We start from the raw sequence: 25,111 nt of genomic DNA, 5'->3' as shown, positions 1-25,111 counted from the left end.
ACCATGAGCGTCTTGAACTTTCCCCGGATCTACCTCAACGGTTTCATGTTCTGGAACCCGCCGACCTTCAACAACAACGATGTGCTGCCGCTGTACGACGCGGTGAAGATGCAGATGAACTGGCGCTTCCTGAGCCAGTACGGGATCAATGACAAGAATGCCCCGCAAACCCTGATGCCCTGGGGCATCACTCCGCTGGCCTATAAGGACGTTCCGGACTACGTGCTGCAGGTGCCCACCAACGGCGACCCCGACAACTACCCGATGATTCCCGCCGAGTGGGATCTGTTCGGCGACAACGCCTGCGGCACCGTGGACTACCAGCAGTTGCGCTCGGTGATCATCGGCGGGGAATCCAAGGTCGACAGCTACATCGACAGCGACCCGCTGATCAACAAGTCCTACCAACTGCTGGGCAATTCCTTCGGTAACCCGAGCCCGACCGCCGCACGCTTCGTCGACATCAGCCCCTGGCAGAACACCTTCACCGCCCTGTACTTCGACAAGCTGGTACTCGGCGACGCCACCTGTGGCCTGACCCTGAAACACACGTACCGCATGCTCAACCGCTTTCTCGACTTCAACTGGGGCGCCTTTGGCGGCCTGGTCTACGTCACGGCCACCTGGCAGACCTGCTTTCCCAAGGACCAGCTGGAATGGGTCATCGGTGACTCAAAACTGCTGAAAAACCTGCAGGACGAAATGCTCAGCCAGAACGCCCAGGGGCTGATGATCAGGTTCACCACCTACCTGACGGTCTATGACCAGAATGGCCTGTTCAACGACTTCAAGATCGCCAACAGCCACTCCAAGGCGCCCTGGGACATGTCCAGGCTGCAGATGCTCTATCAAATGGGCCTGGACAATCCGACCGAAACCTTCTTCAACCCCGCCTACAGCCGCACTGCAGGCACCCTGGGCCTGTGGTTCGCCAACGAGTTCCCCACCGCACCGGGCGGCCAGCGCCTGGCGCCCAAGGATCAGGTGCCCTTCTACAAGAAGGTTCCGGGAGACACCGTGATCCACAAAGAGGACCAGCGGGTCAACCTGGGCGTGCTCAGTGCCCAGCTCAACGGCAGTACGCTGTCGCTGGACCTGGGCAATACCTTTCCGATCTACCCGGCCGTCCATGACGGCCCGGCCATCCCCGATCTCGATGGCCGCAACAATGCTATTCCGGCCGCCGCCAAGTTCCACGTCGGCGACTACGAGCTGGGGGTCCAGCAGGGCGGCAACTTCGAACCCCTGACCAGCATCAATTTCGACCAGTACCAGCAATCGGCCTTCGACAAGCGCTCCGGCCTGTTGGACCTGCCCCTGGATGCCAGCGCCCAGGCCCTGCTGAAAAACGGCAACCTGGCGCTGCGGCTCAAGGGTACCGACACCATCGCCGCCCAACAGCAGATGTGGACCGCGGAAGTGATCGAGAGCGGCAGCTTCATCGACGTCGGTGACCGCCGGACGCTGAACATCATGGTGCAGAACAACGGCCAACCGGCACCGGCCGGCACCACCTTGTGGGTCGCCGAGTACAACAATGCCTTCATGCTGACCACCAGCAACTACTACCTGGCGTTCAGCAACCCGGCGGATTTCGTGCTGATCACCGACTATCCCGATGCGCGAGTGAAAAACAAGCCGGGCATGCCCCAGTTCAACGATGCCTCGCAGCATCCGAGCCTGCTCAGGGAGGGCAGCGGCAGAAGCCTGAGCGCCATGATCGTCAAGGCTGCCGCGTGCGATGAGCCGGTCAGCAACGCCATCACCTATCAGGAGTTCCTGAAAACACCGGCCGCTGTCGATCTGAGGCCCTGCCTGAAGTTCGACAAGCCGCAACCGATGACCGGGACACTGGACAATGACGCCGGCCTGGGCGCCAGCGTGAACTACAGCCTGACCCGCATCACGACCAATGCCGACGGCATTGCCCAATTGACGGTGCAGGCCGTGGCGCCAGGCTTCCCCACCCTGCGCTTTTTCATTCAGGACGATCCGGCGGGCATTCCGTTCAGCTTCTCCTACACCGACGCCTTCACCGACTTCCTCTCGCCGTTGCGGGTGCTGCCGCAAGAGCCGCAGATGCTCAAGGACTTCGTCGACTGCTGGAACCGGGTGTACCAGTTCGACGACGCCAATGTGCGGATCTGGAAAGAGTTCATCTTTCCGCGAATCCTCCAGCCCTTCTATTACCTCTACCCGATCATGAACAAGTACATGCCGCTCAACTCCCTGCAACGCATCGAGGGCGCGATCGAGCAGTTCATCACCCTGATCAGCAAGGAGTACCAGGAGGCCAGCACCCTGGCCATGCCCATCACCCGGGACCTGCCCCAGAGCAGGCGCCAGGTGCTGGAGATCTGGGCCAAGGACCTGGTGAGCACCGGCTACCCACCGACCCCCCTCGACCTCAACGACTATCAGCCAGGTTGAGCCGCAACACTCAGGCACTGGAACACCGGGCGACCCGAGTCGCCCGGCTTTGCAAAGGAGAGTCAGATGAACACCAATCCACTCAAGCGCCTGCTGCTGGCCGCCACCCTGCTGTGCGCCAGCCAGGCATCCTGGGCCCAGGAATACCCCGATAACGTCTACTTCAACATGGGCGTGCACAACGACAAGGGCTGCGACGCCAAGACCAACAATTGCATCGCCAAGCGTCACCCGGGCGATCCGGCCGATCCGCTCTACCCGGCGACCTGGGTCAGCGACTGGACCATGTACCGGGTCACCGCCAACTACAAGAACAACCCGCCGCCCTACAGCAGCCCGCCCAGCACCCTGAAGCCTGCCGACTACACCGTGTCCCAGGGCACCAGCTACTACGACAATGACTACGTGCCGGCCGACGGCGACGGTTCCGGGGCGATGATGGAGCATTACGAGAAGTACTGCCTGCCGATCTTCCCGATCAAGAACAACAACTACACCTGCTCCTTCGTCTCCCTGGGCAACAAGGCCTACTTCCTCACTTACCCCGAGGACCGGCCCAAGGACATGCCGGCTTGCTGCATGTTCTCGCCGATGAACCACCCGCCGCGCCGCGACTTCATCAAGCACCTGCCCTACAGCGCCGCCCGCAGCCAGCACCTGGACGGCAGCGTGCAGGCCTACGCCGTGGAGATTCCAGTCAAGCCGAGCCCGATTCTGTTCGGCTACGCCTTCTACAAGCAGGCCACCAGCGACGGGGCGGGCCTGGCGCCCTATCAGCATCCGCAGTCGTTCTACTTCTCCGGCGATGTCAGCGTCGCCAACGCACCGATCGTCAGCCAGAACTATCGCAACTGGCGCAACGAGAAGCCGGACCCGGCCAAGACCTGGGACCAGGTGGCGAAGATGTGCCCGGTCAACCCACCGGACTGCCAACTGTTCAATCCGCCGCCATCGTTGAAAAACGGTGCCCGGCCGCAGTGGAACCAACTCTCGCCCACCCCGCAGTGACAGGAGCCGCGTCATGAACCATTGGAGCCGTTTCACCACCCTGCTGCTGCTTGGCCTGGGCAGCCAACAAGCCTGCGCCCTGCAGCCCAGCGCGCCGCAGCAGCAGACCTCTTGCCCGCCCAATGCTGTGGTACCTGCCGCCAATGCATCACAGCAGGCTTTCGATCAATACAGCTGGCAGGTGTTCATCAACCTGAACTGGCCGGCCAAGACCGGCCAACGCGGAGTCGCCGATTGCAGCAAACCCCTGGGCAGTCCTGGCGATACCGTGTGGCAGAGCTACAAGGGCGTGAATGAGGTCTTCCTGCCTCAAGGGCAGGACCCCGGTCCATGGAATTCGGCACCTATGGCCAAGGTCCTCAAGCTGATCAATATCGCCGGGCGCAAGAACACCGCAACGGCCAACGACAACCAGGCCGTGGGCGGTTGGCTGATCGACCAGAACGGCAATCCGACCTATTACCAGATTGCCGCCAACCAGGCCTCCTACGACTACATCGTCAACAACCAGTTCTACAACGCCGATGTCGTGGCCAAGGCCCGCAACATCAACTTCCCCAACGCGACCAACGAGATCAAATCCAGCTGGCGGATACTCACCGCAAAGGATGACCCCAGCCGCTACCTGCACATGCAGGCCCAGATCACCACGTTCGATGCACAAGGCGTGGCCAACGGTACGGCTCCAGCGACGCTAGGCCTGGTGGGGCTGCACATCATCAACAAGGTTGAGGGGTTTCCACAGTGGATCTGGTCGACCTTCGAGCAGGTCGACAACGTGCCGCCCAAGGTCAAGCAGGGAAACCAGTGGGTCAATGAGCCGCAGAAAGGCATCGCGTATTCCTACTTCGATGCCAAGGCGCCTGCCGACAAGGTCAATCAGAGCCCCTGCAACTGGACCCTGCACAATGGCCACATGATCTGCACGCCGAAGCCGGGGATGAGTTTCACCACCCCCAACCCACTGGACCGCTTTACCCCGTTGACCGACGCCACGACCAAGCTCAACAGCGAGTACCAGGCGCTGCCGCAGGTTCAGGCATCCGTATTCAAGTACTACCAGTTGATCACCACCCAATGGAGTACCACGCCCAACCCTGGCGCGCCCATGGGCCAGACGACTCCTGAACTGTCGGCCAACGTGACCATGGAAAGCTACATCCAGCCCAACAGCAGCTGCACCAACTGCCACTCCATGGCAACGCCGATCAACAGCCTGCAAAAGGCCGATTTTTCCTACCTGTTCAAGTTCGCCCAATCCCCCAGCAGCCCATCCATCAAGGGCAAGGAGTGAATCATGAGTATTCTCAACGGCCCGCGGCTGAACTTCTGGGGTGGGATCGAAACCAACGTCAGCCTGCCCAACAACTCGCCCACCATTCCCAGCGATCCGACAAATCCGGACAGCAAAGCAACACTCTCTCTATTCGACCTGACCACCTCGACCCTGTACCCCGAAGCCGAGGTCTATAGCGACGACCAACTGACCGAAATGATCAATGCGCCGACCGGCACCTACTACACCGCCGGTGGCTGGAACCACTACGGACAGCATGTCGTCACCCTGGACAGCGTCGCCATCAGCTCCCAGGGCACGCCCGGCAACATCAGCACCCAGGGCGACCTCGTCGGCGAGCCTTTCTATCTGCTGGGCTCGGCGGACCCGGTCACCGGCGCCCCACCGGTGACCGGGCCGATGATGGTCGACCTGGACCCCACCGGCACCATCAGCACGCAGATTTTTCTCGGCGGCCTGCAGATCGGCAACAGCACGCCCCCGCAGTTGCTGGTCAAGGGCAATACGGTGTGCAGCAGTTATGACGTGGCCATCCGGATTCTCGACCCGGAGCAGGATGCGCCGGGTTCCAACCGTATCAGCGGCAGTTTTCAGGTCACTTTCTCTCGCGACCAGATCGTCAGCTACAACAAGGACAATCCGCTCCTGCGCTCGATCATCGAGGCCCCCGGCGCGACCGGCATCGTCGTGCGCTTCGTCATGTTCGAGATGTGCCCGAAAATGACCACGGCGCAACTGGACGCCGACTACGCCGCCCACCAGTACACCTCCAACCCAAGCATTGGCCGCGTGGTCGGCACCCTGGCTCCGGCCTTTGCCGGGGAACCACTGATCGTCACCGCCGGGCGCCAGCTCATCAATCCATCGGCAGGCAGTGCAGGCTATGCGAGTGTGCTCGAGAACAATCTGTTGAGCATCGACATGCTCAATATCATTCCCAAGCAGGCGTTTCGCAGTGTTCGAACCGACATCACCTCGCCCATCGGCCCCAATGCGAACTTCGGCGATGTCTCGATCCACCTCGGCTCAACGACGCTGAGCACCCTGGACCCGGCAAAATCTCCGCTGTCCGACTACTACCTGTACGGCGGCATCCTTGACCTGCCGCTGACGCCCACACAACACCAGTTGGCCAATCAGGAGCTGATTGCCGTCAAGGCACCGCTGACGCGCTACTTTCCCTCCAACCCCAAGCCCAAACCGATCAAGATCGACGCCATCGAACAGACCTATCGCCTGAGTTCCAACCAACGCAATCTGTATCTGGAGGATTACCCCAAGGGCCTCGAGATCACCTTGAGCTTGAGTCAACTGGGCCAACCGGTGAACAAGGACACGGTGATCATCATCACTCCCGGCCCCTGCAACGACGATCCGAAGGCCCCCTACAGAAGCCCCGAGTTCTGGGACTTCCTGGAGTTCGAGCCCAGACAAACAGTCAAGGCCGGCCAATCCAGCGTGAGCTTCAAGGTCAGCCTCAAGCCCGGCTCGGCAGCGCAGGCCGGCTTTGTCACCTTGAACTGCGCGGTAGAAAACAGTGACGACAACGGCTTTTTCATCAACCTGCGCAAATATGCGGATTTCGGAGCACCGTGACCGGCCGTTTCGGTTGATCGTGACCGGTCATTTCGCTAACGCGTGACCGCTCATTTCGGTAGCAACGTGACCGATTTTCCGCCTGTTCCGAAACAGGTGGTCACGGCTTACCGAAATCGCCGGTCACGACTTAGCGAAAGCCTTCCCCTTCGTTGCGCATGACCTGATGCGCCGCCATCCTCGACCGATTTCGGGAGAGGAAGATGGCGGCGCCGCGAGTAGCCATGCGAAACATCAAAGAATGTCTGCGCCTCAAGTTTGAGGCCGGCTTGTCCCACGAGAAGATTGCCCGTGCCTTGCAGCTGTCCAAGGGCGTGGTTAGCAAGTACATCGCGGCGGCGCGGGTGGCCGGGCTGGACTGGCCGGCGCTGGTGGCCATGGACGAGGCCGCGCTGGCGGCCGCCTTGTTTGCACCGACGTCGACGAACAAGCCGCGCGGTGAGCGAGTGCTGCCCGATGTGCTGAGCATCCACCGCGAGTTGCGACGCAAGGGCGTGACCTTGCAGCTGCTGTGGGAGGAATATCTCGCCGCGCATGCGGGCCAGCCGACCTACCGCTACACCCAGTTCGTCGAGCACTACCGGCGCTACGCCCAGACGCTCAAACGTTCGATGCGTCAGCTGCACCGTGCGGGCGAGAAGCTATTCATCGACTATGCCGGGCCGACGCTGCCGGTGGTCGACCCGGCCACCGGCGAAGTGCGCCGGGCGCACATCTTCGTCGCCGCCCTGGGCGCCTCGAATTACACCTATGCCTGCGCGACGCCAGGCGAAACCCAGGTGGACTGGCTGACCTCGCTGGGCCAGGCTCTGACCTACTTTGGCGGCGTGCCGGAAATGGTTGTGCCGGACAATCCGCGCGCCCTGGTCGCCCAGCCGGATCGCTACGAGCCGGGCCTGAACCGGGCCACGCTGGAGTGCGCGCGTCATTACCAGACGGTGATCCTGCCGGCACGGCCACGCAAGCCTCAGGACAAGGCCAAGGCCGAGGTGGCGGTGCAGGTGGTCGAGCGCTGGATCATGGCGCGGCTGCGCCATCGGCAGTTCTTCAGCCTGCATGCGCTTAACCAGGCCATCGCCGAGCTGCTGGAGGATCTGAATCGGCGCCCGTTCAAGCGGCTCGATGGCTGCCGGCGCGACTGGTTCGAGCGCCTGGATCGCCCGGCCTTGCGAGCGCTGCCGGTGCATCCCTACGAGGTCGCCACCTTCAAGCGCTGCAAGGTCAGCATCGACTACCACATCGAGGTCAATGGCAGCTTCTACAGCGTGCCCTCCGCCCTGGCCCGGCAGAACGTGGACGTGCGACTGACGGCACACACCCTGGAAGTGCTGCATGGCAACCGGCGGGTGGCCAGCCACCTGCTGCTGGGGCGACGCGGCGCTTACAGTACCCAGCGCGAGCACATGCCCGCGGCGCACCAGGCGCATCGCGAATGGACGCCACAACGCCTGCTCGACTGGGGCGCGCGGATCGGCCCCTACACGCGCCAACTGATCGATCACCAACTGACCCACAAGCCGCACCCGGAGATGGGCTACCGCGCCTGCCTCGGCCTGCTCTCGCTGGCCCGGCGCTATGGCAATGCACGCCTGGAAGCCGCTGCCGAACGTGCCGTACACCTGCGCGCCTTCACCGGGCGCAGCGTGCGCAACCTGCTCCAGCAAGGCCTGGATCAACAGCCGCTGCCCCAGCGTGCCGCCGAAACGACCTTACCCGGCGACCACGAGAACGTCCGTGGCGCCGACTACTACCAACCCCCGCAACAGGAGCTGTTCGATGATGCCGCAACACACCCTGAATCAACTGCACCAGCTACGCCTGGACGGCATGGCCCGCGCCCTGGAAGAGCAATGGACGCTGCCGGCCAGCCACAGCCTGAGCTTCGATGAACGCCTCGGCCTACTGCTCGACCGCGAACTGGCCTGGCGTGACAACCAGCGCCTGGTACGGCTGCGCAAGAAGGCCAAGCTCAAGTACGCCAACGCCTGCCTGGAAGATCTCGACCGCCGCACCGGACGCGCCCTGGACGAGCGTCTGATCGCCACCCTGGCCAGTGGCGACTGGATCCGCCAGCAGCACAACCTGCTGCTGACCGGCCCGACCGGTGCCGGCAAAACCTGGCTGGCCTGCGCCCTGGGCAACCAGGCCTGCCGCCAGGGCTATAGCACCCTGTACCTGCGCACCCCGCGCCTGCTGGAACAACTGCGCATCGCTCATGGCGACGGCAGCTTCGGCCGTACCCTGCAACAGCTGGCAAAGGTCGACGTCCTGGTGCTGGACGACTGGGCGCTAGCCCCGCTGGAGGAAGGAGCCCGGCATGACCTGCTGGAGGTGATCGACGACCGCGCTGGCAGCCGCTCCACCATCCTGACGAGCCAACTGCCCATCGAGCACTGGCACGGCTGGATCAACGACCCGACCCTGGCCGATGCCATCCTCGACCGCCTGGTGCACAACGCCTACCGACTGACGATGAAAGGCGAGTCGCTGCGCCGAAAAAAAGCCGAGGAACAAGCCGCATCGTGACCGATGCGATTACAATCCAGAACCCGCGCAACCGGGGTGGAAGCACCGGTCACGTATTAGCGAAACGCTCGGTCACGTTCACCGAAATCCGCACAAATACGCCATCACTGATTTCGGGATCGCGCCGGGTAGCACCGTCACCTGGGACCAGGTGTACAAGAACGTACTGCGTTTTCACTACCTGGCCTTCCCCGCCATGTCTCGCTACATCGCGCTCAATCAGCAGGACGCCGTCTGGGGATCACGCCAGATGATCATGGCACGCACTTCGCCGCAGTACCTCGGTACTACCTTGTACATGCCCGTGGTGCGCTCGATGTCCGCCAGCCAGAGAGCCCTGCTCAAATGCTGGTTCACCCATGAACCCTGGCAGCCCCTGCAGTAATGGGGTCGCTCTAATTGCGAGGGAGAATCCATATGCCAATTGCATTGCTCATCCCCGGCCAGGCGCAGGAAAACCTGCGCCCCAGCACCGTGGTCGCCGAAGGCTTGCTGAACCCCCGCGGCCTCTGCCTGCAAGCCGATGGCAGCCTGCTGCTGGCGGAAGCCGGCTCAGGCCTGCCGGACCAGCCATTCAGTGGCCGCATCAGTCGCCTGCGCCCGGACCCGGAACAGCCGGGCGCTTATCTGCCACCGCAGGTCCTGGCCCAGGGTTTTCGTTCGATGAACATGCAGGCACGCATGCTTCGCGACGAAATCATGGGCCTGTCGGACATCGCCCTGGGCGACGGGCTCTGCCTCGCCAGCCAGACCGACTACGTGGCCGGTTCCAAGCTGCTGGACCTGCAATACCGCCCGCCCGAGCCGCTGTTTCACAGCCGCGGCAACCTCAACTCGCTGTGTTATCACCCCTCGCGCCAATGCTGGCTGGCGGTCAAGCCCGATACCAACCAGTTGGTGGAGTTCACCGAGGACGGCGAACAGGTGCTGGCGCAGTTGCCCGACCTGGATCAGGGCCAGGAAGCGGTCCCCGTGACCCTGGTTCACGAACCGCGGACCGATGCTGTACTGATCAGCCTGTTCTCCGGTGAGTTGCACCGTGATCCGGCGCGCAAGGGCATCGACTTCGCCGACAAAGCCGGCCAGGTGATCCGGGTCTGGCCCGCCAACGGCAGGATCGAGGTGCTGATTCGCGGGCTGCAACTGCCCACTGGACTGGCACTGGATCCGCAGGAGCGGATTCTGGTGCTGGAACTGTGCGACCGGCTGTTGCAGCCGCTGCAACCGGACTGGTCCGGCGAAGTGCTGCACGGCGGCTTCGCCCGCTTCAGCGGACGCCTGCTGCGCTGCGATCTGCAGCAACGCTCGGTACAGGTACTGGCCCAGGGCCTGGATACACCGTCCAACCTGTGCTGCGTCGGGGACGCGGTGCTGGTGAGCGAAGGCATGGGCCTGAGCGGACGGCCGATTCCCACTGCGGATCAGCAGGTAGTGGCCCTGAGCGGACGCTTGCGCCGGGTGCAACTATGAGCCTGGGCCTGATCGGCCAGGCATGAAAAAGGGGCCCTGTCGGGCCCCTTTTTCATGGGTGCTGAACGCTGAAAAGCGGCGGTTCAGAACGGAATATCGTCATCGAAACTGTCGAAATCCGGTGCTGGCTGCGGGGCGGCCTGCTGAGGTGCCGGACGCGACTCACGCTGCGGTTGCGGCGCGGGACGGGACTGCTGAGGACGCGGTGCCGAGTTGGACATGCCGCCCTGGCCCTGCTGGTCGCCCTGTGGACGGCCGCCCAGCAGCTGCATGGTGCCCTGCATGTCGACGATGATCTCGGTGGTGTAGCGCTTGATGCCGTCTTTTTCCCACTCGCGGGTCTGCAGCTTGCCTTCGATGTAGACCTGCGAACCTTTGCGCAGGTACTCGCCGGCGATCTCTGCGACCTTGCCGAACATCGACACACGGTGCCACTCGGTGCGCTCGACCTTCTGACCGGTCTGCTTGTCGGTCCACTGCTCGCTGGTGGCCAGACTCAGGTTGGTCACGGCGTTACCGTTGGGCAGGTAGCGAACTTCGGGATCCTGGCCGCAAGTGCCGACCAATATGACTTTGTTAACCCCACGGGCCATAACGTTCTCCTAGGCTTCGCGCGCCGACGGCGCTGGATTGACCAGCTGCTCGAGGGTCGTGCGATCCAATAATTCGGTGTCCAATTTGATGTAAATGGCGGCTTCTTCGGCCACCACTACGGCATCTGTTACCCCAACAACGGCCTTCAGGCGCTCGACCAGGCCGGCTTCGCGGATCGCTTCGGGCGATAACGGCAAGCGCAGGCTCGTCACATACGGGGGCTCGCGCATGGTAACAGCAAAGGCCAGCCAGAGTGCAGCCAGACCTGCCCCTCCAAGGAACACAACCGACAAACCGCCATGCTGGAACAGCCAGCCGCCGAGGATGCCGCCCAGTGCCGAACCGAGGAACTGGCTGGTGGAGTAGACCCCCATCGCCGTGCCCTTGCCGCCTGCCGGCGACACCTTGCTGATCAACGACGGCAGCGAGGCCTCCAGCAGGTTGAATGCGGTGAAGAACACCACGGTGCCGATGACCAACGCCCGCAAACTGTCGCCGAACTCCCAGAAGAATAGCTCGGTGAGCAGCAGCGTACTGACCGCGCCCAACAGAACTCGTTTCATTTTGCGTTTCTTTTCGCCGTAGATGATGAACGGGATCATGGCGAAGAAGGAGATCAGCAGTGCGGTGAGGTACACCCACCAATGCTGGTCTTTGGGCAGGCCGGCTTTTTCCACCAGGGCCAGGGGCAAGGCAACGAAGCTCGACATCAGCATCGCGTGCAACACGAAGATACCCAGATCCAGGCGCAGCAGGTCCGGATGCTTGAGGGTGGGAAGCAGCGCCTGACGCGCCACTCCGGATTCGCGGTGCTGCAAGGGCCCGGTGGCCCGCGGCACCATGAAGGCGATGATCAGGATCCCCACCAGGGCCATGCCAGCGGTGGCCAGGAACAGCCCGGACAGGCCAAAGCTGCGGGTCAGCAGTGGGCCGACCACCATGGCGACGGCAAAGGAGACGCCAATGGTCATGCCGATCATGGCCATGGCCTTGGTCCGATGCTGCTCCCGGGTCAGGTCCGAGAGCAACGCCATCACTGCTGCGGAAATCGCCCCGGCGCCCTGCAGGATCCGGCCGGCGATCACGCCCCAGATCGAGTCGGCATTGGCCGCCAGCACGCTGCCGAGCGCGAACACGATCAGGCCCAGGTAGATAACCGGGCGGCGCCCGATGCGATCGGAAATGATCCCGAAGGGAATCTGGAAAACTGCCTGGGTCAGGCCATAGGCGCCAATGGCCAGGCCGATCAGGGCCGGGGTCGCTCCTGCGAGATCCATTCCATAGGTTGCCAGGACCGGCAGTACCATAAACATGCCAAGCATACGGAAGGCGAACACCAGGGCCAGGCCGCTTGCTGCGCGGGTCTCGCTGCCGCTCATGCGTTCGCTGTGGGGATCGTGCATGGAAAAACCTCGTGTGAACCGGCGGCGATTCTACCAGTCGGATCGGTAGAGGGGGTATATGGCGACGCTTTGCCGCGCAGCCCTGACCGGCAACCGAAAAAGCCGCGCACGATAGTGTGCATCCATCCAGTATTTGGTTTTATACTCCTGCCTTTACGCCCGCCGATCGAGGCCACTTTTGGACAAGATTCTGATTCGTGGGGCCCGCACCCACAACCTGAAGAACATCGACCTGACCCTGCCACGGGACAAGTTGATCGTCATCACCGGGCTGTCTGGGTCCGGCAAGTCGTCCCTGGCTTTCGACACTTTGTATGCCGAAGGCCAGCGCCGTTATGTCGAGTCGCTGTCGGCCTATGCCCGCCAGTTCCTGTCGATGATGGAAAAGCCCGATGTGGACACCATCGAAGGCCTGTCGCCGGCGATTTCCATCGAGCAGAAATCCACCTCCCACAACCCGCGCTCCACCGTCGGCACCATCACCGAAATCTACGACTACCTGCGCCTGCTTTATGCACGCGTCGGTACTCCTCGCTGCCCGGACCACGACATTCCGCTGGAAGCCCAGACCGTCAGCCAGATGGTCGACCTGGTGCTGGCCCAGCCCGAAGGCAGCAAGCTGATGCTGTTGGCGCCGGTGATTCGCGAGCGCAAGGGTGAACACCTGTCGGTCTTCGAAGAGCTGCGGGCCCAGGGTTTTGTCCGGGCGCGGGTCAACGGCAAGCTGTTCGAGCTGGACGAGTTGCCGAAGCTGGATAAACAGAAGAAGCACTCCATTGATGTGGTGGTCGACCGCTTCAAGGTGCGTGGCGATCTGCAGCAGCGCCTGGCGGAGTCTTTTGAAACCGCACTGAAGCTGGCGGACGGCATTGCCCTGGTCGCACCGATGGACGATGAGCCGGGGGAAGAGATGATCTTCTCCGCGCGCTTTGCCTGCCCGATCTGCGGCCATGCCATCAGCGAGCTGGAACCCAAGCTGTTCTCCTTCAACAACCCGGCCGGTGCCTGCCCGACCTGCGATGGCCTGGGGGTCAAGCAGTTCTTCGACATCAAGCGCCTGGTCAATGGCGAACTGACCCTGGCCGAAGGGGCAATTCGCGGCTGGGACCGGCGCAACGTCTATTACTTCCAGATGCTCGGCTCGCTGGCCTCTCATTACGGTTTCAGCCTGGAGGTGCCGTTCAACCAACTGCCCGCGGATCAGCAGAAGGTGATTCTGCAGGGCAGCGGTACGCAGAATGTCGACTTCAAGTACCTCAATGACCGGGGCGACATCGTCAAGCGCTCCCACCCGTTCGAAGGGATAGTGCCGAACCTGGAACGCCGCTACCGGGAAACCGAATCGGCCACCGTGCGTGAAGAGCTGGCCAAGTTCCTCAGCACCCAGCCCTGCCCGGATTGCCGCGGCACGCGCCTGCGTCGCGAGGCCCGGCATGTCTGGGTCGGCGAGAAAACCCTGCCGGCGGTCACCAGCCTGCCCATTGGCGATGCTACCGACTACTTCGGTACCTTGAAGCTCACCGGGCGACGCGGCGAAATTGCCGACAAGATCCTCAAGGAGATCCGTGAGCGCCTGCAGTTCCTGGTCAACGTCGGGCTCGACTACCTGACCCTGGATCGCAGCGCCGATACCTTGTCTGGCGGCGAGGCCCAGCGTATCCGCCTGGCCAGTCAGATCGGTGCGGGCCTGGTGGGGGTGATGTACATCCTCGACGAGCCGTCCATTGGTCTGCACCAACGGGACAATGACCGACTGCTGGGCACCCTGAAACACCTGCGGGATATCGGCAACACGGTGATCGTGGTCGAACACGATGAAGATGCGATCCGCCTGGCCGACTACGTGGTGGACATCGGCCCGGGCGCCGGCGTGCATGGCGGCCAAATCGTTGCCGAAGGTACAGCGGCAGAAGTCATGGCGCACCCGGACTCACTGACCGGCAAGTACCTGTCCGGCCGGGTGAAGATCGTGGTGCCGGCCAAGCGCACGCCGCGCAACAAGAAGCTTTCCCTGACCCTCAAGGGCGCGCGCGGCAACAACCTGCGCAATGTCGACCTGGAAATCCCGATTGGCCTGCTGACCTGCGTGACCGGGGTGTCCGGCTCGGGCAAGTCGACGCTGATCAACAACACCCTGTTTCCCCTGAGCGCCACGGCGCTCAACGGCGCTACCACTCTGGAAGCAGCACCGCACGACAGCATCAATGGCCTGCAACATCTGGATAAGGTGGTGGACATCGATCAAAGCCCGATCGGTCGCACTCCGCGCTCCAACCCGGCGACTTACACCGGCTTGTTCACCCCGATTCGCGAGTTGTTTTCCGGCGTTCCAGAATCCCGCTCCCGAGGCTATGGCCCTGGTCGCTTCTCCTTCAACGTCAAGGGCGGTCGCTGCGAGGCCTGCCAGGGTGATGGCCTGATCAAGGTGGAAATGCACTTCCTGCCGGACATCTACGTACCCTGCGACGTGTGCAAGAGCAAGCGTTACAACCGCGAAACCCTGGAGATCAAGTACAAGGGCAAGAACATCCACGAAGTACTGGAAATGACCATCGAGGAAGCTCGCGAGTTCTTCGATCCAGTGCCGGCCCTGGCGCGCAAACTGCAAACCCTGATGGATGTGGGCCTGTCCTACATCAAGCTTGGCCAGTCGGCGACCACCTTGTCCGGCGGCGAGGCCCAGCGGGTCAAGCTGTCCCGTGAGCTGTCCAAGCGCGACACCGGCAAGACCCTGTATATCCTCGACGAGCCGACCACTGGCCTGCACTTCGCGGATATCCAGCAACTGCTGGATGTCTTGCACCGCCTGCGCGATCACGGCAACACCGTGGTGGTGATCGAGCACAACCTGGATGTGATCAAGACCGCCGACTGGCTGGTGGACCTGGGACCGGAAGGCGGCTCCAAAGGCGGCCAGATCATTGCCGTCGGCACCCCGGAACAGGTTGCGGAAATGCCCCAATCCCACACCGGGCATTACCTCAAGCCGTTGCTGACCCGCGACCGCGCCTGAAACCCATGAAAAAGCCCCTGGTACTTCACTGTGCCAGGGGCTTGTTTATCTCTATGGATTGCTGCGTTTCCCGTAGGAGCGAGCTTGCTCGCGAACAAGCAATCACACCTAACGCAATCAGAACTGCGATTGCAGGTAGTTTTCCAACCCGATGGATTTGATCAGGCCCAACTGCTTCTCCAGCCAGTAGGTGTGATCTTCTTCAGTATCTGCCAACTGGATACGCAGAATATCGCGGCTGACGTAGTCCTTGTGCAGCTCGCACAGTTCGATGCCTTTGCACAGCGCGGCGCGGACCTTGTATTCCAGACGCAGGTCGCTGGCCAGCATCTCCGGCACGGTGGTCCCGGTATCGAGATCGTCGGGACGCATGCGCGGTGTGCCTTCGAGCATCAGAATGCGGCGTATCAGCGCATCGGCGTGTTGCGCCTCTTCTTCCATTTCATGGTTGATACGCTCGTAAAGCTTGGTGAAGCCCCAGTCTTCGTACATCCGCGAATGAATGAAATATTGGTCGCGTGCTGCCAGTTCGCCCGTCAGCAACGTGTTGAGGTAATCGATTACGTCCGGGTGACCTTGCATCGCCCTAAATCTCCCTGCTTGAAAGTGGATAGTTTGAACCAAGCTGACTTGCAGGTCACTTAGAAACAGCCATAAAAGTGAAGAATATCCGAGAAAACCAGTAGAAATAACGCAAAAACCGCCCTAATGAGGGCGGTTCTGCTTCTTATTTAGACTTACTTGAGCGATACGCCCAAGGCTTTGGCAATACCCTCGCCGTAAGCTGGATCTGCCTTGTAGAAATGTTGCAACTGACGATCAACCACATCAGCCGTCACCCCTTTCATGGCACCGGCAATGTTGTTGATCAACAGAGCCTTCTGTTCGTCATTCATCAGGCGGAACAGAGCTCCTGCATGACTGTAATAGTCGGTGTCTTCACGATGATCGTAGCGGTCTGCCGCACCGCTAAGCGCCAGAGGCGGCTCAGCATAGCGTGGAGCTTGCTTCGGGGCGTCGCTGTAGCTATTGGGCTCGTAGTTCGGCGCAGCACCGCCATTGCTTCCGAACGCCATCGAACCGTCGCGCTGATAGCTGTTCACCGGGCTCAATGGAGCGTTCACCGGCAACTGCTGGTGGTTGGTACCCACGCGGTAGCGGTGCGCATCGGCGTAAGCGAATACCCGGCCCTGCAGCATACGATCCGGCGAAAGCCCGACACCTGGCACCATATTGCTTGGGCCGAAGGTGGCTTGCTCGACCTCGGCGAAGTAGTTCAGCGGATTGCGGTTCAACTCCAACTCGCCAACCTCGATCAACGGGAACTCCTTCTGCGACCAGGTCTTGGTCACATCGAACGGGTTCTCGTGGTGCGCCGCGGCTTGCGCTTCAGTCATGATCTGAATGCACACGCTCCACTTGGGAAAATCGCCGCGCTCGATCGCATTGAACAGGTCGCGCTGAGCGTAATCCGGGTCGGTACCCGCCAGACGTGCCGCCTCTGCCGGTGCGAGGTTCTTGATGCCCTGCTTGGTCTTGTAATGCCACTTGACCCAGTGCCGTTCTCCCTTGGCATTGATCAGGCTGTAGGTGTGACTGCCAAAGCCGTGCATATGACGGTAGCCGTCTGGAATACCCCGGTCGGAAAACAGGATGGTCACCTGATGCAACGCCTCAGGCGAATGCGACCAGAAATCCCACATCATTTGGGCACTTTTCAAATTGCTCTGGGGAAGGCGTTTTTGGGTGTGGATAAAATCGGGAAACTTCAGCGGGTCGCGAATGAAGAATACCGGGGTGTTGTTACCCACGATGTCCCAGTTGCCTTCCTCCGTGTAGAACTTGAGGGCGAAGCCGCGAGGGTCGCGCTCGGTATCAGCCGAACCCCGTTCGCCACCTACGGTGGAGAAACGCAGGAAGGTCGGAGTCTTCTTGCCAACCGCTTCAAACAGCTTGGCGCAGGTGTATTGAGTGATATCGCGAGAAACCGTGAAAGTGCCATAGGCGCCCGAGCCCTTGGCGTGCACGCGACGCTCGGGGATATTTTCACGATTGAAATGGGCGAGCTTCTCAATCAGGTGAAAATCGTCGAGAAGCAGCGGACCCCGAGGGCCGGCGGAGCGGGAATTCTGGTTGTCAGCGACAGGAGCGCCACTAGCGGTTGTAAGAGTTTTGGTCTGGCTCATGCACAATCTTCCTCTGTCAGTCTGTGAAACTGCCGGCTAATCGGCTGAAGAGGAGTATTGACCAGTAGTGTTACAACATCCAATGCATTACACATTAGCTAACGATAGAAATATCTAATACATGCAGGCACAAAAAACCGGGCACTAGGCCCGGTTTCTTGTTTCAGACTGACGTCTTACTCAGCGGATACAGCTTCACCGCCGACAGCACGATCAACCAGTTCAACGTACGCCATAGGAGCGTTGTCGCCAGCGCGGAAACCGCACTTGAGGATGCGCAGGTAGCCACCCTCACGGGTAGCGTAACGCTTGCCCAGGTCGTTGAAGAGCTTACCAACGATAGCTTTCGAACGAGTACGGTCGAAAGCCAGACGGCGGTTAGCCAGGCTGTCTGTCTTGGCCAAAGTGATCAGCGGCTCGGCAACGCGGCGCAGTTCTTTAGCTTTCGGCAGTGTAGTTTTGATCAGCTCGTGCTCGAACAGCGACACCGCCATGTTCTGGAACATGGCCTTGCGGTGCGAGCTGGTGCGGCTCAGGTGACGCCCACTTTTACGATGACGCATGGTTCATTCCTTACCAAACACAACGTTCGGTGATTACGACGATCAGGCAGTCGCCTTGTCGTCCTTCTTAAGACTTGCAGGCGGCCAGTTGTCGAGGCGCATGCCGAGGGACAGACCGCGGGAGGCCAGAACGTCCTTGATTTCGGTCAAGGATTTCTTACCCAGGTTCGGAGTCTTCAACAGTTCTACTTCGGTACGCTGAATCAGGTCGCCGATGTAGTAAATGTTTTCCGCCTTAAGGCAGTTAGCCGAACGTACAGTCAGTTCCAGATCGTCAACCGGGCGAAGCAGGATCGGATCGATCTCGTCTTCCTGCTCGACTACCACTGGCTCACTGTCACCTTTGAGGTCGACGAACGCAGCCAACTGCTGTTGCAGGATGGTTGCTGCACGACGGATAGCCTCTTCAGGATCCAGAGTACCGTTGGTTTCCAGATCAATAACCAGCTTGTCCAGGTTAGTACGCTGCTCGACACGGGCGTTTTCCACCACGTATGCGATGCGGCGAACCGGGCTGAACGAAGAGTCGAGCTGCAAGCGACCAATGCTGCGGCTTTCGTCTTCATCGCTCTGACGCGAGTCGGCCGGTTCATAACCACGACCACGAGCTACTACGAGCTTCATGTTCAGGGCGCCGTTAGACGCCAGGTTAGCGATTACGTGATCGGGATTAACGATCTCGACATCATGATCCAGCTGAATATCGGCAGCGGTAACCACCCCCGAACCCTTCTTCGACAAGGTCAGCGTAACTTCGTCACGGCCGTGCAGCTTGATAGCCAGACCTTTAAGGTTCAACAGGATTTCAATTACGTCTTCCTGTACACCTTCGATGGCGCTGTACTCGTGGAGCACACCGTCAATCTCGGCCTCGACTACTGCACAGCCGGGCATTGAGGACAACAGGATGCGGCGCAGCGCGTTGCCCAGGGTGTGGCCAAAACCACGCTCGAGAGGCTCGAGAGTGATCTTGGCGCGGGTTGGACTGACAACCTGCACATCAATGTGGCGGGGTGTCAGGAACTCATTTACCGAAATCTGCATGGATGCACCTATTTTCTAGCCCTTACTTGGAGTAGAGCTCGACAATCAGGCTTTCGTTGATGTCGGCGGACAGATCACTGCGAGCTGGAACGTTCTTGAAAACGCCCGACTTCTTCTCAGTGTCTACTTCTACCCATTCTACGCGGCCACGTTGAGCACACAGATCGAGAGCTTGGACAATGCGAAGTTGGTTTTTTGCTTTCTCGCGAACAGCGACCACGTCACCAGCACGAACCTGGTAGGACGGAACGTTAACGGTCTGACCGTTTACGCTGATCGACTTGTGCGATACCAGCTGACGGGACTCGGCACGAGTAGAACCGAAGCCCATGCGGTATACAACGTTGTCCAGACGGCATTCGAGCAGTTGCAACAGGTTTTCGCCGGTTGCGCCCTTCTTGCCAGCTGCTTGTTTGTAGTAGCCGCTGAATTGACGCTCGAGTACGCCGTAGATACGACGAACTTTTTGCTTTTCACGCAGCTGAGTACCGTAGTCGGATTGACGACCACGACGCTGGCCGTGGATGCCAGGAGCTGCTTCGATGTTGCACTTGGATTCGATAGCGCGCACGCCGCTCTTCAGGAAGAGATCGGTGCCTTCGCGACGAGCCAGTTTGCATTTTGGACCAATGTAACGAGCCATTCTTTACAATCTCCTGGATTACACGCGGCGCTTCTTCGGCGGACGGCACCCGTTGTGCGGGATTGGCGTCACGTCGGTGATGCTGGCGATCTTGTAGCCACAGCCGTTCAAAGCGCGGACTGCGGATTCACGACCTGGACCTGGGCCCTTGACGTTAACGTCGAGGTTCTTCAGGCCATATTCCAGCGCAGCTTGACCAGCACGTTCAGCAGCTACTTGAGCAGCAAACGGGGTGGACTTGCGAGAACCGCGGAAACCCGAACCACCGGAGGTTGCCCAGGAAAGAGCGTTACCTTGACGGTCGGTGATGGTCACGATGGTGTTGTTGAAAGACGCGTGGATGTGGGCGATGCCATCAACCACTGTCTTTTTAATCTTTTTACGAGGACGAGCAGCAGGTTTTGCCATGACTAAATTCCTGTCGATTCGCTGGTGCGATTACTTGCGGATCGGCTTACGCGGACCTTTGCGAGTACGCGCGTTGGTCTTGGTACGCTGACCGCGCACTGGAAGACCACGACGATGGCGCAGACCGCGGTAGCAGCCCAGATCCATCAAGCGTTTGATTTTCATGTTGATTTCGCGACGCAGGTCACCTTCAGTGGTGAACTTCGCCACTTCGCCACGCAGCTGTTCAATTTGCTCGTCGCTCAGATCCTTGATCTTCGCAGCTGGGTTGACCCCAGTCACCGCACAGATTTTCTGTGCAGTAGTGCGACCAACACCATAGATGTAGGTCAGCGAGATAACAGTATGCTTGTTATCTGGAATGTTAACGCCTGCAATACGGGCCATTCAGTGGGACTCCAATTGACAGCTACCTACGCCCCGGAAGCCAAGAAATAGGGCGCGAGATAATATCGCTGTAATAACAAATAATCAACCCGGCAGCGCACTAGCTGCCGGGCTTGAAGCACAATCACACTCAGCCTTGGCGCTGTTTGTGACGCGGTTCCGCGCTGCAAATTACTCGAACAACACCTTCGCGGCGAATAATCTTGCAGTTACGGCACAGCTTTTTCACCGATGCACGAACTTTCATCACCAACTCCTCGAACCTTATGGATTAGCGCAGCATGCCGCTGCCGTAACCCTTCAGGTTGGCTTTCTTCATCAGGGATTCGTACTGGTGGGAAACGAGGTGCGATTGTACTTGCGACATAAAGTCCATAACAACCACGACCACGATCAGCAACGAGGTCCCGCCAAGGTAGAACGGAACGTTTGCAGCAACCACCAGGAACTGGGGCAACAGGCAGACGGCCGTCATATATAGAGCACCGAACATGGTCAAGCGGGTTAGAACGCCATCAATGTAGCGCGCCGACTGCTCACCTGGACGGATGCCCGGAATAAAGGCACCGGACTTCTTCAGGTTTTCCGCTACGTCTTTCGGATTGAACATCAACGCCGTATAGAAGAAGCAGAAGAAAATAATCCCTGCACTAAACAGCAGAATATTCAACGGCTGACCAGGAGCGATCGACTGCGAGATGTCCTGCAACCAGCCCATACCTTCAGACTGACCGAACCAGGCACCCAACGAAGCCGGAAACAGCAAAATGCTGCTCGCGAAGATAGCAGGAATAACACCGGCCATATTCACTTTCAGCGGCAAGTGGCTGGTCTGCGCAGCAAACACCTTACGGCCCTGCTGACGCTTGGCGTAGTGAACAGCAATACGACGCTGGCCACGCTCAATGAACACCACAAAACCGATAATCGCTACTGCCAGCAAACCGATCGCAACCAAGGCGAAAATATTGATATCACCCTGACGTGCAGACTCGAAAGACTGCCCGATCGCTCTCGGAAGACCGGCGACGATACCTGCGAAAATCAACATCGAGATACCGTTGCCAACACCACGCTCAGTAATCTGCTCACCCAGCCACATCATGAACATCGCACCAGCCACAAAAGTGGATACCGCGACGAAATGGAAGCCAAAGTCACCAGTGAACGCAACACCCTGACCCGCCAGACCAACGGACATGCCGATAGCTTGAACCAGGGCCAGGATGACAGTGCCGTAGCGGGTGTACTGGCTGATCTTGCGACGGCCAGCTTCACCTTCCTTCTTCAACTGCTCCAGCTGCGGGCTGACGGCGGCCATCAGCTGCATGATGATCGATGCCGAGATGTACGGCATGATCCCCAGTGCAAAGATGCTCATCCGCTCCAGCGCGCCGCCGGAAAACATGTTGAACAAGCTAAGAATGGTCCCCTCATTCTGTCGAAACAGGTCTGCGAGTCGGTCAGGGTTGATACCTGGAACCGGGATGTGTGCGCCTATTCGGTAGACGATAATCGCCAGGAACAGAAAACGCAGACGAGCCCAGAGTTCAGACATACCGCCTTTGCCGAGCGCAGAGAGAGCACCTTGCTTAGCCATTTATTCCTCGAACTTGCCGCCAGCTGCTTCGATAGCCGCACGCGCACCTTTGGTGGCTGCGATGCCCTTGATAGTCACAGCGCGAGTAACTTCGCCGGACAGCATGATTTTCACACGCTGAACGTTCTGGTTAATCACGTTGGCATCTTTCAGGGACTGCACGGTGACGATGTCGCCTTCCACTTTAGCCAGCTCGGACAGACGCACTTCTGCGCGATCCATGGCCTTCAGGGATACGAAACCGAACTTCGGCAGGCGACGATGCAGCGGCTGTTGACCGCCTTCAAAGCCTGGAGCAATGGTGCCACCGGAGCGGGAAGTCTGACCTTTGTGACCACGGCCACCAGTCTTACCCAAACCACTACCGATACCACGGCCCGGACGATGCTTTTCGCGACGGGAACCCGGCGCTGGACTCAGATCATTGAGTTTCATCGATTAACCCTCGACACGCAGCATGTAGTAAGCCTTGTTGATCATCCCGCGATTCTCGGGAGTATCTTGGACTTCTACAGTGTGACCGATGCGACGCAGGCCCAGCCCCTTAACGCACAGTTTGTGGTTAGGGATACGGCCGGTCATGCTTTTGATCAGCGTTACTTTTACGGTAGCCATGATCAGATGATCTCCTGGACGCTTTTGCCACGCTTGGCGGCAATGGATTCAGGGGACTGCATAGCCTTCAAACCCTTGAAAGTGGCGTGAACCACGTTTACTGGGTTAGTCGAGCCGTAGCACTTGGCCAGAACGTTCTGAACGCCAGCAACTTCAAGGACAGCACGCATAGCGCCGCCAGCGATGATACCGGTACCTTCAGAAGCAGGCTGCATGTACACCTTGGAAGCGCCGTGGGCGGACTTCATAGCGTATTGCAGAGTGGTGCCGTTCAGATCAACTTGGATCATGTTGCGGCGAGCAGCTTCCATTGCCTTCTGGATCGCAGCAGGCACTTCACGCGACTTGCCACGGCCGAAGCCAACACGGCCTTTACCATCACCAACCACGGTCAACGCGGTGAAAGTGAAGATACGGCCGCCTTTAACGGTTTTGGCTACGCGGTTAACTTGAACCAGCTTCTCGATGTAGCCTTCGTCGCGCTTTTGGTCGTTATTTGACATAACTTAGAACTCCAGCCCAGCTTCACGAGCAGCATCAGCCAGCGCCTTGACGCGGCCGTGATACTTGAAGCCAGAGCGGTCGAAAGCCACCTGCGAGACGCCAGCGGCTTTTGCACGCGTAGCGACCAGCTGGCCAACCTTAGTGGCCGCGTCGATGTTGCCAGTGGCGCCATCACGCAGTTCTTTATCCAAAGTCGAGGCACTTGCCAGGACTTTGTTGCCGTCGGCCGAAATGACCTGGGCGTAGATGTGCTGCGAAGAGCGGAACACGCAGAGACGCACGACTTCGAGTTCGTGCATTTTCAGGCGTGCTTTGCGAGCGCGACGCAGTCGAGTAACTTTTTTGTCGGTCATTTGCTATGCCCTACTTCTTCTTGGCTTCTTTACGACGGACGACTTCGTCCGCGTAGCGCACACCTTTACCTTTGTAAGGCTCTGGTGGACGGAAGTCGCGGATCTCAGCGGCCACTTGACCTACCAGCTGCTTATCGATGCCCCGGATCAGGATATCGGTCTGGCTAGGAGTCTCAGCGGTGATGCCTTCCGGCAGTTCGTAATCCACTGGATGCGAGAAGCCGAGGGCCAGGTTCAGCACTGTGCCTTTTGCTTGTGCCTTGTAACCAACACCGACCAGCTGGAGCTTACGCTCGAAGCCTTGGCTTACGCCTTGGACCATGTTGTTTACCAGAGCACGAGTGGTACCGGCCATTGCACGAGTTTGTTGATCGCCATTGCGAGCAGCGAAACGCAGCTCACCAGCTTCCTCAACAATTTCAACGGACGAGTGAACGTTCAGTTCGAGAGTGCCCTTGGCACCCTTCACCGAAAGCTGTTGGCCGGCGAATTTAACTTCGACACCAGCTGGCAGCTTAACGGGGTTCTTAGCGACGCGAGACATGCTTATCCCCCCTTAGAACACAGTGCAAAGAACTTCGCCGCCGACACCGGCAGCGCGCGCAGCACGATCAGTCATCACACCTTTGTTGGTGGAGACGATAGACACGCCAAGACCGCCACGAACTTTCGGCAGCTCTTCAACGGACTTGTACTGACGCAGGCCTGGACGGCTAACGCGCTTCACTTCCTCGATGACCGGACGGCCTTCGAAGTACTTCAGCTCGATGGACAGCAGAGGCTTGATTTCGCTGCTGATCTGATAACCCGCGATGTAACCTTCGTCCTTCAGGACTTTTGCTACAGCCACCTTCAGCGTGGAAGACGGCATGCTTACGACGGACTTTTCAGCCATCTGGGCATTACGGATTCGAGTTAGCATGTCCGCTAACGGGTCCTGCATACTCATGGGCTAGATGCTCCTGATACAAAAAGAATTAGCCTTGCGGCTACAACTGTCGCCGAGAAATTCCGGGCAAAAAACACGGGCTCAGGCGAGCCGGTCATTCTAGACACACCCCAGAAATGAATCAAGCCCCAAAAGGGGCTTGATTCACGTTCGAGGCCACCGGTGATCGGGATCTTGCGAGCCCGAATACCGCGACTTCGATAGCTATTACCAGCTGGCTTTAACCAGACCTGGTACGTCACCACGCATTGCAGCTTCACGCAGCTTGTTACGGCCCAGGCCGAACTTGCGGTAAACGCCGTGCGGACGACCAGTCAGGCGGCAGCGGTTACGCATGCGCGAGGCGCTGGCGTCACGTGGCTGCTTCTGCAGAGCTACGGTAGCTTCCCAACGAGCTTCTGGACTTGCGTTCAGATCTACGATGATAGCTTTCAGCGCTGCACGCTTGGTGGCGTACTTGGCAACGGTGAGCTGACGCTTCAGCTCACGGTTTTTCATGCTCTTCTTGGCCATTTTCCTACT

Annotated in this window: 26 protein-coding genes and 1 pseudogene; 9 read left to right on the top strand and 18 right to left on the bottom strand. The window is 59.7% G+C overall.

Translation table 11 applies throughout. The features are described 5' to 3' along the window. Positions 1-3 precede the first annotated feature (3 nt). From BLV47_RS02385 to BLV47_RS02350, 8 genes and pseudogenes are all read left to right on the top strand, one after another. On the top strand, positions 4-2,430 hold the full coding sequence (locus BLV47_RS02385) for a hypothetical protein (RefSeq protein WP_092309423.1): 2,427 nt from the start codon (positions 4-6) through the stop codon (positions 2,428-2,430). A gap of 66 nt (positions 2,431-2,496) precedes the next feature. Beyond that, complete coding sequence (locus BLV47_RS02380; protein WP_092309420.1) at positions 2,497-3,438, top strand: hypothetical protein; 942 nt, start codon at positions 2,497-2,499, stop codon at positions 3,436-3,438. Positions 3,439-3,451: 13 nt separating this feature from the next. Continuing rightward, a complete protein-coding gene (locus BLV47_RS02375) occupies positions 3,452-4,732 on the top strand; it encodes a hypothetical protein (RefSeq protein WP_092309417.1) in 1,281 nt (426 codons plus the stop codon). 3 nt (positions 4,733-4,735) lie between these two features. After that, the gene (locus BLV47_RS02370; RefSeq protein WP_092309414.1) at positions 4,736-6,331 is read left to right on the top strand and encodes a hypothetical protein; all 1,596 of its coding nucleotides are present in this window, start codon (positions 4,736-4,738) and stop codon (positions 6,329-6,331) included. A 203-nt stretch (positions 6,332-6,534) separates the two neighbouring features. Next, a complete protein-coding gene (gene istA, locus BLV47_RS02365) occupies positions 6,535-8,220 on the top strand; it encodes an IS21 family transposase (protein WP_062838241.1) in 1,686 nt (561 codons plus the stop codon). Then, the gene (gene istB, locus BLV47_RS02360; protein ID WP_062838242.1) at positions 8,108-8,857 is read left to right on the top strand and encodes an IS21-like element IS1474 family helper ATPase IstB; all 750 of its coding nucleotides are present in this window, start codon (positions 8,108-8,110) and stop codon (positions 8,855-8,857) included. The genes istA and istB overlap by 113 nt, the downstream gene beginning before the upstream one ends. A gap of 85 nt (positions 8,858-8,942) precedes the next feature. After that, a pseudogene (locus tag BLV47_RS02355) lies at positions 8,943-9,242 on the top strand (hypothetical protein); the annotation flags it as partial. Positions 9,243-9,274: 32 nt separating this feature from the next. Then, positions 9,275-10,327, top strand: a complete 1,053-nt coding sequence (locus tag BLV47_RS02350; RefSeq protein ID WP_092309408.1) for a hypothetical protein — start codon at positions 9,275-9,277, stop codon at positions 10,325-10,327. 83 nt (positions 10,328-10,410) lie between these two features. Here the strand turns inward: BLV47_RS02350 and BLV47_RS02345 are convergent, their stop codons facing one another. Together BLV47_RS02345 and BLV47_RS02340 are read right to left on the bottom strand one after the other, a co-directional pair. Continuing rightward, complete coding sequence (locus tag BLV47_RS02345; RefSeq protein ID WP_011063767.1) at positions 10,411-10,920, bottom strand: single-stranded DNA-binding protein; 510 nt, start codon at positions 10,918-10,920, stop codon at positions 10,411-10,413. A 9-nt stretch (positions 10,921-10,929) separates the two neighbouring features. Beyond that, positions 10,930-12,324: an MFS transporter gene (locus tag BLV47_RS02340; protein WP_092309405.1), complete on the bottom strand. Its 1,395-nt coding sequence runs from the start codon at positions 12,322-12,324 to the stop codon at positions 10,930-10,932. 178 nt (positions 12,325-12,502) lie between these two features. On the opposite strand from BLV47_RS02340, the gene uvrA reads away from it, so the two are divergent. Then, positions 12,503-15,337: an excinuclease ABC subunit UvrA gene (gene uvrA, locus BLV47_RS02335; RefSeq protein ID WP_092309402.1), complete on the top strand. Its 2,835-nt coding sequence runs from the start codon at positions 12,503-12,505 to the stop codon at positions 15,335-15,337. 117 nt (positions 15,338-15,454) lie between these two features. Here uvrA and bfr read toward each other — a convergent pair whose 3' ends face one another. The 16 genes from bfr to rpsN form a co-directional block, all read right to left on the bottom strand. Further along, positions 15,455-15,919 carry a bacterioferritin gene (gene bfr, locus BLV47_RS02330; protein WP_016966731.1) on the bottom strand — a complete coding sequence of 155 codons (465 nt, stop codon included), beginning with the start codon at positions 15,917-15,919 and terminating at the stop codon, positions 15,455-15,457. 155 nt (positions 15,920-16,074) lie between these two features. Beyond that, positions 16,075-17,523, bottom strand: coding sequence for a catalase (locus BLV47_RS02325; protein WP_092309399.1), 1,449 nt, complete (start codon positions 17,521-17,523; stop codon positions 16,075-16,077). Between the two features lie 176 nt (positions 17,524-17,699). Next, positions 17,700-18,086, bottom strand: coding sequence for a 50S ribosomal protein L17 (gene rplQ, locus BLV47_RS02320; protein ID WP_007924175.1), 387 nt, complete (start codon positions 18,084-18,086; stop codon positions 17,700-17,702). Positions 18,087-18,128: 42 nt separating this feature from the next. Further along, a complete protein-coding gene (locus tag BLV47_RS02315) occupies positions 18,129-19,130 on the bottom strand; it encodes a DNA-directed RNA polymerase subunit alpha (RefSeq protein WP_007970428.1) in 1,002 nt (333 codons plus the stop codon). 22 nt (positions 19,131-19,152) lie between these two features. Beyond that, positions 19,153-19,773, bottom strand: coding sequence for a 30S ribosomal protein S4 (gene rpsD / locus BLV47_RS02310; protein ID WP_011063772.1), 621 nt, complete (start codon positions 19,771-19,773; stop codon positions 19,153-19,155). Positions 19,774-19,791: 18 nt separating this feature from the next. Continuing rightward, positions 19,792-20,181 (bottom strand): 30S ribosomal protein S11, encoded by a 390-nt coding sequence (gene rpsK, locus BLV47_RS02305; protein ID WP_007924177.1) that lies wholly within the window; start codon positions 20,179-20,181, stop codon positions 19,792-19,794. Positions 20,182-20,211: 30 nt separating this feature from the next. Further along, positions 20,212-20,568, bottom strand: coding sequence for a 30S ribosomal protein S13 (gene rpsM, locus BLV47_RS02300; protein WP_003186020.1), 357 nt, complete (start codon positions 20,566-20,568; stop codon positions 20,212-20,214). A gap of 130 nt (positions 20,569-20,698) precedes the next feature. Beyond that, complete coding sequence (gene rpmJ / locus BLV47_RS02295) at positions 20,699-20,815, bottom strand: 50S ribosomal protein L36 (protein ID WP_002555468.1); 117 nt, start codon at positions 20,813-20,815, stop codon at positions 20,699-20,701. 24 nt (positions 20,816-20,839) lie between these two features. Next, a complete protein-coding gene (gene secY, locus BLV47_RS02290; protein ID WP_092309396.1) occupies positions 20,840-22,168 on the bottom strand; it encodes a preprotein translocase subunit SecY in 1,329 nt (442 codons plus the stop codon). Further along, positions 22,169-22,603 (bottom strand): 50S ribosomal protein L15, encoded by a 435-nt coding sequence (gene rplO, locus BLV47_RS02285; protein WP_007924183.1) that lies wholly within the window; start codon positions 22,601-22,603, stop codon positions 22,169-22,171. A gap of 3 nt (positions 22,604-22,606) precedes the next feature. Beyond that, positions 22,607-22,783, bottom strand: a complete 177-nt coding sequence (gene rpmD, locus BLV47_RS02280) for a 50S ribosomal protein L30 (RefSeq protein ID WP_003176408.1) — start codon at positions 22,781-22,783, stop codon at positions 22,607-22,609. A gap of 2 nt (positions 22,784-22,785) precedes the next feature. Next, positions 22,786-23,286, bottom strand: a complete 501-nt coding sequence (gene rpsE / locus BLV47_RS02275; protein WP_007924184.1) for a 30S ribosomal protein S5 — start codon at positions 23,284-23,286, stop codon at positions 22,786-22,788. A 3-nt stretch (positions 23,287-23,289) separates the two neighbouring features. Next, positions 23,290-23,640 (bottom strand): 50S ribosomal protein L18, encoded by a 351-nt coding sequence (rplR, locus tag BLV47_RS02270; protein WP_003186037.1) that lies wholly within the window; start codon positions 23,638-23,640, stop codon positions 23,290-23,292. Between the two features lie 10 nt (positions 23,641-23,650). Next, positions 23,651-24,184, bottom strand: a complete 534-nt coding sequence (gene rplF, locus BLV47_RS02265) for a 50S ribosomal protein L6 (protein WP_016966733.1) — start codon at positions 24,182-24,184, stop codon at positions 23,651-23,653. Positions 24,185-24,196: 12 nt separating this feature from the next. Then, positions 24,197-24,589 (bottom strand): 30S ribosomal protein S8, encoded by a 393-nt coding sequence (gene rpsH, locus BLV47_RS02260; protein WP_011063773.1) that lies wholly within the window; start codon positions 24,587-24,589, stop codon positions 24,197-24,199. 207 nt (positions 24,590-24,796) lie between these two features. Then, a complete protein-coding gene (gene rpsN, locus BLV47_RS02255) occupies positions 24,797-25,102 on the bottom strand; it encodes a 30S ribosomal protein S14 (protein WP_003228726.1) in 306 nt (101 codons plus the stop codon). Positions 25,103-25,111 lie beyond the last annotated feature (9 nt).

Source organism: Pseudomonas saponiphila, from assembly GCF_900105185.1.
In the GTDB taxonomy this organism is placed as follows: domain Bacteria; phylum Pseudomonadota; class Gammaproteobacteria; order Pseudomonadales; family Pseudomonadaceae; genus Aquipseudomonas; species Aquipseudomonas saponiphila.
This window is presented reverse-complemented; position numbering and strand designations above follow the sequence as displayed.